Raw genomic sequence first — 7395 nt, 5'->3', positions numbered from 1 at the left:
CCAGAGGGGGGGTGCTCAAGAGCGCCGCCCTTGCAGGCTGGCCATGTCACCGCCCGGGAGATGCATGATGCACGTCCTCGTTCGTGGCGCCGGCGTGGCCGGCCTCACCCTCGCCCACGAGCTGGCGGCGCGCGGCGCGACCGTCACGGTCACCGACATCAGGCCGGACTCCTCCGGCAGCGCCTCCTGGCTCGCCGGCGGCATGCTGGCGCCCTGGTGCGAGCGCGAGAGCGCGGAGGAGCCGGTTCTGAGGCTCGGGCGCATAGCGGCCGACTGGTGGGAGGCCGCCCTGCCCGGCCATGTGGTGCGCAACGGCACGCTGGTCGTCGCCACGCCGCGGGACGCGGGCGAGCTTGCCCGCTTTTCCGCCCGCACCAGCGGTTTCGAGACGATCGCGGGCGAGAGGATCGCGGAACTCGAGCCCGATCTCGGCGGGCGCTTCCGGCACGGGCTCTTCTTCGCCGGCGAAGCGCATCTCGATCCGCGCCGGGCGCTTCTTGCCCTGCGCGAAAAGCTCGAGGCTCAGGGCGTCGCCTTCCTGTGCGGCGGCAAGGAGCCGGCGGGCGTGGAATGCTTTGCCGATTGCACGGGCATCGCCTCCCCGGCGCCCTCGCTGCGCGGCGTGCGCGGCGAGATGCTGGTGCTGGAGACGCCGGACGTGTCGCTGTCGCGCCCGGTGCGCCTTCTGCATCCGCGCATCCCGGTCTACATCGTCCCGCGCGCCGGCAATCGCTTCATGGTCGGCGCGACCATGATCGAGAGCGACGAGGGTGGCCCGGTCAGCGCCCGGTCCATGATGGAACTTTTAAACGCCGCCTACGGCCTGCACCCGGCCTTTGCCGAGGCGAAGATCGTGGAGACCGGCGTCGGCGTGCGGCCGGCCTATGCCGACAACCTGCCGCGCATCACGCGCACCGCCGGCGGCATCGGCATCAACGGGCTCTACCGGCACGGCTTCCTGCTTTCGCCGGCCATGGCGCGGGAGGCGGCAGCGATGATCCTGCAGGAGGAACGGCAATGCGCCTGATGCTGTACCCGGCGATACCCCCACCCCTTACCCCTCCCCTCAAGGGGGAGGGGTATGATGGAGCGCACCGCCTTTCTTCCCTCCCCCTTGAGGGGAGGGACCGAGGGTGGGGGTCGCAGGCGGAGCCTGCAAGAAAAACCATATGCGATTGCCCTGCCTTGAGGGGGAGATGGTCGCCCCGTTCGACAAGCTCAAGAGAGCAGACGGCGGTGAGTCACGCGCAACCGTTGGAGATATCCGCATGAAACTCACGGTCAATGGCGAGGAACAGGCCGTTTCCGCCACGACGCTGGCGGCCCTGCTCGTGGAGCTGGATTATGAGCCGGATTTCCTGGCGACGGCGCTCAACGGTGAGCTGGTGCCGATGACGGAGCGGGAGCGATGCGCCTTGAGCGATGGCGACAGGATCGAGATCCTGGCGCCCATGCAGGGGGGCTGAACGATGCTCTCCATTTATGGCGAGGAAATCGCCTCCCGATTGCTGCTCGGCACAGCGCAATATCCCTCCCCTGCCATCCTCGCGGAAGCCGTGCGTGCCTCGTCCGCCGGGATCGTCACCGTCTCGCTGCGCCGCGAGACGGCGGGCGGGCGCACGGGCGGGCAGTTCTGGGAGCTGATCCGCGAACTGGGCGTGCGCGTCCTGCCCAACACGGCCGGGTGCCATTCGGTCAAGGAAGCCGTGACCACGGCGAGGATGGCGCGCGACCTGTTCGGCACCGACTGGATCAAGCTCGAGGTGATCGGCCATCACGACACGCTGCAGCCGGATGTGTTCGGCCTGGTCGAGGCCGCGCGCATCCTGGTGGAAGACGGCTTCAAGGTCTTTCCCTACACGACCGAGGACCTCGTCGTCGCCGGGCGCCTGCTCGACGCGGGCTGTGCGGTGCTGATGCCCTGGTGCGCGCCCATCGGCTCGGCGCGCGGCCCGGTCAATCCCGACGCGCTGCGCTCCTTCCGGTCCGAGTTTCCCGATATTCCGCTGATCATCGATGCGGGGCTCGGCCGCCCCTCCCACGCCGCCGGCGTGATGGAGCTGGGCTTCGATGCGGTGCTGCTTAACACGGCAGTCGCCAAGGCCGGCGATCCGGTCGCGATGGCGCGCGCCTTCGCCGAGGCGGTGGAGGCGGGGCGCTGCGCCTTCCACGCCGGGCCGTTGGAGCCGCGCGACATGGCGGTTCCCTCCACCCCGGTCATCGGCAAGGCCGTGTTCGAATGAAGCTCGACCCCTTCTACCTGATCGTCGACAGCGCCGCCTGGATCGCCCGGCTGGTACCGCTCGGCGTCAAGCTCGTGCAGTTGCGCATCAAGGACCGGGACGAGGCCGCCCTGCGCGCCGAGATCGCGGCGGCGCGCGCGCTGTGTGCGGCGCATGGCTGCCAGCTGATCGTCAACGATCACTGGCGGCTCGCCATCGAAACGGGCTGCGATTTCGTGCATCTTGGCCAGGAGGACCTGGCGGCGGCCGATCTCGGCGCCATCCGGGGCGCCGGGCTGAAACTCGGCGTCAGCACGCATGATGGCGCCGAGCTGCACACGGCGCTCGCGGTGGAGCCGGATTACGTGGCGCTCGGCCCGGTCTATCCGACGATCCTGAAGAAGATGAAATGGGCGCCGCAGGGGCTCGACCGCCTGGCCGATTGGCGCCGCCGCGTCGGCAGCCTGCCGCTCGTGGCCATAGGCGGGCTCAACCCGGAGCGGCTGCCCGGCGTCTTCGCGGCCGGCGCGAACAGCGCCGCCGTCGTCACCGACATCACGCTCAACCCCGAGCCCGAAGCGCGCACGCGCCGCTGGATCGAGACGACGGCCACATGGCGCTGACCTTGCCGCATGTGCTGGTGGTGGCAGGCTCCGATTCCTCGGGAGGCGCCGGCATCGCACGAGACATCGAGACCATCGCCGCGTTCGGGCTGCGCGCCTGTCTCGCCGTGACGGCGGTGACGGTGCAGACGCATGCGGCCGTCACGAAGGTCGAACCCTGCGACGCCGGGCTGATCGAGGCGCAGATGCGGGCAGCGCTCGAAGCCAACAGGATCGGGGCGATCAAGATCGGCATGCTGGGCGCGGCCGGCGCGGTGGCGGCGGTCGCCCGCGTGCTGTCGGACCATGCCGATCTTCCCGTCGTGCTCGACCCGGTGATCGCCGCGTCCTCGGGCAAAGCGCTGCTGGCCGATGCCGCCATCGCGGGCCTGCGGTGGGACCTCATGCCGCGCTGCGCTCTCGTCACGCCGAACCTGCCGGAGCTGGCGCTGTTGACCGGTTGCGCGCCGGCTCGCGACGAGGCGGAGATCGGGGCGCAGGCACACGGCCTGATGGAGAGCGGCCCGCCCGCCCTGCTGGTGAAGGGCGGGCACGGGCAAGGCGCGCACGCCGTCGACTTCCTGTTCCGGCAAGGCCTGCCGCCCGTCCGCTTCGAGGGGCCGCGCCTTCCAGGGACGATGCGCGGCACGGGCTGCCTGCTGGCAAGCGCCATTGCCGCCGGGCTTGCCCGCGGCAACGACCTCGAGGCCGGCATCGCAGCGGCGAAAACCTGTCTCGCCGCCCGTTGGGAAGGGTCTAAAGAATCTCCGACACCTTGATCGCGCGCGCCTCCTTCACCGAGACGAGCGCCGCATCGGCGAGCGCCAAGGCGAGCAGCCCGTCCTGACCCGACGGCGAGGCGGGCTTGCCGTCGACCACCGAGGCGACGAAGGCGGCGATCTCGGCGGCATAGGCCTGCGTGTAGCGGGTCATGAAGAAATCGTGCAGCGGCGGGCGCGTGTATCCCTCGGCCGTCGCGATCTCGATGGAGACCGGCCGCTGGTTCTCAGCCGCGACGGCTCCCTTGCTGCCCAGCACTTCAATGCGCTGGTCGTAGCCATAGGTGGCGCGGCGCGAATTGGAGATGCTGCACTGCTTGCCGGACGCCGTGGTCAGCACCACCGACACGCTGTCATAGTCGCCGGCCTTGCCGATCTGCGGGTCGACCAGGACGGACGCCGTGGCGAAGACCGTGTCCGGCTCCTCGCCGAGCAGGAAGCGGGCCATGTCGAAATCGTGGATCGTCATGTCGCGCAGGATGCCGCCGGAGGTCTCGATGTAGCTGAGCGGCGGCGGGCCCGGATCGCGGGAGGTGATCTGCACCATTTCGACCGGGCCGATCCGCCCCTCGTCGATGGCCGCGCGGACGGCGCCGAAATGCGGATCGAAGCGGCGGTTGAAGCCGACCATCAGAACCGTTCCCGTCTCCTCGACCACGGCCACGCAATCCTTGACGCGCTGCAGGTTCAGGTCGATCGGCTTTTCGCAGAAGATGGCCTTTCCCGCCCGGGCGAAGCGCTCGATCAGGTCGGCATGCGTGTCGTTGGGGGTGCAGATGACGACGGCGTCGACGTCCGCGGCGGCTTCGATCTCGTCGATCGAGCGGATGGCGCAGCCATTGGCTGCGGCGATGGCCTCTGCGGCCGCGGGGATGGCGTCGGCGACGGCGACAAGCCGCGCGTCGGCGTTGCCGGCGATGGCCTTGGCGTGGACCTTGCCGATGCGTCCGGCGCCGAGAAGAGCGAAGTTTACGGTCATGGGAAGAGGTTCCGTATGTCTGGTGAAGTCAAAGCATGGAGACGCGGGCGCCGCTCACTCGGGATAGGCGCCGGCGACATTCTGGTCGCAATCGATGATCGCCCCGGTCATGACGCCCGATTGCGGCGAGAGGAGATAGGTGGCGAGAGGGGCGACCTGATCGGGTTTCACCAACTGGCCGAAGGGCTGCTGCGCCTCGGCCAGTTCCAGCCAGTTGTCGGGCGCATTGTGATAGCGCTTCTGCGTTGCGTCCTCGCCCGGCGTATCCATCCAGCCGCAGGCAATGGCGTTGCAGCGGATGCGGTCCTGGCGGTGCGCCTGCGCGGCGTTGCGGGTGATGTTGGCGAGCGCCGCCTTGGAGGCGGAGTACGGCGCCAGATAGGACTGGCCGCAATGGATGACCATCGAGACGATGTTGACGATGGAGGCCGGCGTCCGGTTTGCCAGAGCCTGGCGGACGAAGGCCTGCATGGTGAAGAAGGGGCCGCGCGCGTTGATGTCCATCAGCCTCGCCCACACGTCCGGCGTGGTATCGACCAGCGAGCCCCGATCGCAGGTCGCGGCGGCATTGACGAGCGCGTTGAGCGGGCCGAGAAGGCCTCCCGCCTCCTCGATCACGGCCCGGCAATCCTCGAGATTGCCGAGATCGGCGGCGATGAAATGCGCCGCGCAGCCGCGAGCCGACAGTTCGGCAGCCGCCTCCGCCCCCTTGGCGCGGTCGCGCCCGGAAATGACCATCCTCTCGCAACCCTCGGCGACGAGCCGCCTGGCGATGGCGAGGCCGAGCCCCTGGGTGCCTCCGATGATGACGGCGCGCGTGTCCTTGTTCTGCATGGCAGATCCGCGTGATGGGCCGGCCCGTGACCGGCGCGGGAAAAACAAATGCCCGTCCGGCGGCCTGCAGCCGGACGGAAGGAAATCAGATATAGCTGGCGTTCTCGTGCACGCCGGTCTGCACGCCGGTGATCAGCGAGACCACCTCGTTGCCGTCGGTCTTGTCGGCCTCCAGCATGCCGGCGATGCGGCCGCGGCGGAACACCCAGATCTTGTCGACCAGGTTGAACACCTGGCGCAGATTGTGGCTGACGAGGATCAGCGGAATGCCGCGCTTCTTGAGGCCGCGGATGATGTTCTCCACCTGCGTCGTCTCCTGCACGCCGAGCGCCGCCGTCGGCTCGTCCATCAGGATCAGCCTGGAGGCGAAGCTGGCCGCACGGCTGATCGCCACGCATTGCCGCTGACCGCCCGACATATTGGCGATGGAGTTGTGCAGGTTGGGGATCTTCACCCCCGTCTTTTCCAGCGCCTCCCGGCTGCGCTGCAGCATCTTCCTTTCGTTGAGGAAGCTGAACGGGCCGAGATTGAAGTAGGTCTCCTCGCGGCCGAGGAAGATGTTCGACGGAACGTCGAGATCATCGGCCAGCGCCAGGTTCTGGAACACCGCCTCGATGCCCACCTCGCGGGCATCGACGGGGCTGTGGAACTCCACCTCGCGCCCCTCGAACAGGATCCTGCCGGCAGTGGGTTTCTCGACCCCGGTGATCTGCCGCACGAAGGTTGACTTGCCGGCGCCGTTGTCGCCAACGATCGCCACATGCTCGCCTTCGAGAAGCTCGAAATCGGCATCCTCCAGCGCATGCACGCCGCCGTAATGCTTGGTCAGACCCTCGGTCTTGAGGATGACCTTGCGTTGTTCGCTTGCCATGGTGTCCTCCTCGGCTCCTAGCGCGACCGTGGCCGCATGCGCTGGCGATAGACGTCGGTCACCACGGCGGCGACGATGATCATGCCCTTGATCATTTCCTGGTAGTAGGCATCGAGCCGCAGGAAGGTGAATCCCGATATGATGACGCCAAAGATGACGGCGCCGATCAGGGTGCCGAGGATCGAGCCGCGACCGCCCGACAAGGACACGCCGCCGATGACCGCCATGGCGATGGCGTCGAGCTCGTACATGACGCCCATGCCCGCCTGCGCGGTGAGGCCGCGCGCGGCCACCACCAGGCCGGCAAGCGCCGCCAGAACGCCGGCGATCGCATAGACCAGCACGAGATGGCGCTCCACATTGATGCCGGACATGCGCGCCGCCTGCTCGTTCGAGCCGATGGCATAGGTGTGCTTGCCGTAGACCGTGTATTTCAGCGCGACGTGGAACAGCAGCGCGATCGCCAGGAAGATGAAGACCGGCGTCATGCCCTGGCCGAGCGAGGCGAAGCCGTCGGTCGGAAACGAGACCGGCTGGCCCTTCGTGTACCATTTGGCGATGCCGCGCGCGGTCACCATCATGCCGAGCGTGGCGATGAAGGGAGGTATCTTGGTAAAGGCGATCAGCAGGCCGTTGGTGAGGCCGGCGATCAGGCCGCAGGCAAGGCCTATCAGAATGGGAATGATGACCGGCAGATCCGTCAGGGCCGGATAGACGGCGCGGGGATAGGTGCCCACCTGCGCAAAACTCATGGCGATCATCGCCGTGGCGCCGACCACCGAGCCGGAGGACAGGTCGATGCCGCCGGTGATGATGACCTGCGTCACGCCGATGGCGATGATGCCCACCACCGAGACCTGCAGGATCATGATCGACAGGCGCTGCGGGTTGAGCAGAAAACTCTGCCCCTGAAGGAGCCAGCCCAATAACTCGAAGATGAGCCCGATGCCGACGAGCCCGATCAGGGCGTTCAGCTCATGCGAGCGCGGCCGCTTGTGAGGCTGCTCGGTGGGATCTGCTGAGACTGCTTGTGCATGGTTTGTCATCGTTTCTTCCGCCAAGGAGAGCCGGCCGGTGACCGACGGTCGGGCGGCGGCCCGCGGCCGCC

The 7395-nt window shown here is 68.2% G+C and carries 9 protein-coding genes; 5 read left to right on the top strand and 4 right to left on the bottom strand.

Features of this window, described 5'->3' with window-relative positions; genetic code table 11:
- Positions 1-67: 67 nt before the first annotated feature.
- The 5 genes from thiO (at position 68) to NUU27_RS24220 (ending at position 3603) form a co-directional block, all read left to right on the top strand.
- A complete protein-coding gene (thiO, locus tag NUU27_RS24240) occupies positions 68-1027 on the top strand; it encodes a glycine oxidase ThiO (protein WP_257764867.1) in 960 nt (319 codons plus the stop codon).
- A 241-nt stretch (positions 1028-1268) separates the two neighbouring features.
- Complete coding sequence (gene thiS, locus NUU27_RS24235; protein WP_257764866.1) at positions 1269-1466, top strand: sulfur carrier protein ThiS; 198 nt, start codon at positions 1269-1271, stop codon at positions 1464-1466.
- 3 nt (positions 1467-1469) lie between these two features.
- Positions 1470-2243: a thiazole synthase gene (locus tag NUU27_RS24230; protein ID WP_257764865.1), complete on the top strand. Its 774-nt coding sequence runs from the start codon at positions 1470-1472 to the stop codon at positions 2241-2243.
- The gene (locus NUU27_RS24225; RefSeq protein ID WP_257764864.1) at positions 2240-2845 is read left to right on the top strand and encodes a thiamine phosphate synthase; all 606 of its coding nucleotides are present in this window, start codon (positions 2240-2242) and stop codon (positions 2843-2845) included. Before NUU27_RS24230 ends, NUU27_RS24225 begins: the two co-directional genes overlap by 4 nt.
- The gene (locus NUU27_RS24220; RefSeq protein ID WP_257764863.1) at positions 2836-3603 is read left to right on the top strand and encodes a hydroxymethylpyrimidine/phosphomethylpyrimidine kinase; all 768 of its coding nucleotides are present in this window, start codon (positions 2836-2838) and stop codon (positions 3601-3603) included. Before NUU27_RS24225 ends, NUU27_RS24220 begins: the two co-directional genes overlap by 10 nt.
- On the opposite strand, the gene iolG is transcribed toward NUU27_RS24220, so the two are convergent.
- The 4 genes from iolG to NUU27_RS24200 all read right to left on the bottom strand — a co-directional run bounded on the left by iolG (position 3581) and on the right by NUU27_RS24200 (position 7333).
- A complete protein-coding gene (gene iolG / locus NUU27_RS24215; protein ID WP_257764862.1) occupies positions 3581-4582 on the bottom strand; it encodes an inositol 2-dehydrogenase in 1002 nt (333 codons plus the stop codon). The genes NUU27_RS24220 and iolG overlap by 23 nt on opposite strands.
- A 54-nt stretch (positions 4583-4636) precedes the next feature.
- Positions 4637-5416: an SDR family oxidoreductase gene (locus tag NUU27_RS24210; RefSeq protein WP_257764861.1), complete on the bottom strand. Its 780-nt coding sequence runs from the start codon at positions 5414-5416 to the stop codon at positions 4637-4639.
- An 85-nt stretch (positions 5417-5501) separates the two neighbouring features.
- On the bottom strand, positions 5502-6287 hold the full coding sequence (locus NUU27_RS24205) for an ATP-binding cassette domain-containing protein (RefSeq protein WP_257764860.1): 786 nt from the start codon (positions 6285-6287) through the stop codon (positions 5502-5504).
- A 17-nt stretch (positions 6288-6304) separates the two neighbouring features.
- Positions 6305-7333 carry an ABC transporter permease gene (locus tag NUU27_RS24200; protein WP_257764868.1) on the bottom strand — a complete coding sequence of 343 codons (1029 nt, stop codon included), beginning with the start codon at positions 7331-7333 and terminating at the stop codon, positions 6305-6307.
- Between the last annotated feature and the right edge of the window lie 62 nt (positions 7334-7395).

Source organism: Nitratireductor sp. ZSWI3 (assembly GCF_024655565.1).
Taxonomy (GTDB): Bacteria; Pseudomonadota; Alphaproteobacteria; order Rhizobiales; family Rhizobiaceae; genus Nitratireductor.
Note: the sequence above shows the minus strand (reverse complement) of the source record. Positions and strands in the feature narration are given on the sequence as shown.

Coding starts and splice junctions, on each gene's coding strand:
- NUU27_RS24220 (WP_257764863.1), top strand. CDS start 2,836: ATGGCGCTGACCTTGCCGCATGTGCTGGTGGTGGCAGGCTCCGATTCC.
- NUU27_RS24210 (WP_257764861.1), bottom strand. CDS start 5,416: ATGCAGAACAAGGACACGCGCGCCGTCATCATCGGAGGCACCCAGGGG.
- NUU27_RS24230 (WP_257764865.1), top strand. CDS start 1,470: ATGCTCTCCATTTATGGCGAGGAAATCGCCTCCCGATTGCTGCTCGGC.
- iolG (WP_257764862.1), bottom strand. CDS start 4,582: ATGACCGTAAACTTCGCTCTTCTCGGCGCCGGACGCATCGGCAAGGTC.
- NUU27_RS24200 (WP_257764868.1), bottom strand. CDS start 7,333: ATGACAAACCATGCACAAGCAGTCTCAGCAGATCCCACCGAGCAGCCT.
- NUU27_RS24205 (WP_257764860.1), bottom strand. CDS start 6,287: ATGGCAAGCGAACAACGCAAGGTCATCCTCAAGACCGAGGGTCTGACC.
- NUU27_RS24225 (WP_257764864.1), top strand. CDS start 2,240: ATGAAGCTCGACCCCTTCTACCTGATCGTCGACAGCGCCGCCTGGATC.
- thiO (WP_257764867.1), top strand. CDS start 68: ATGCACGTCCTCGTTCGTGGCGCCGGCGTGGCCGGCCTCACCCTCGCC.
- thiS (WP_257764866.1), top strand. CDS start 1,269: ATGAAACTCACGGTCAATGGCGAGGAACAGGCCGTTTCCGCCACGACG.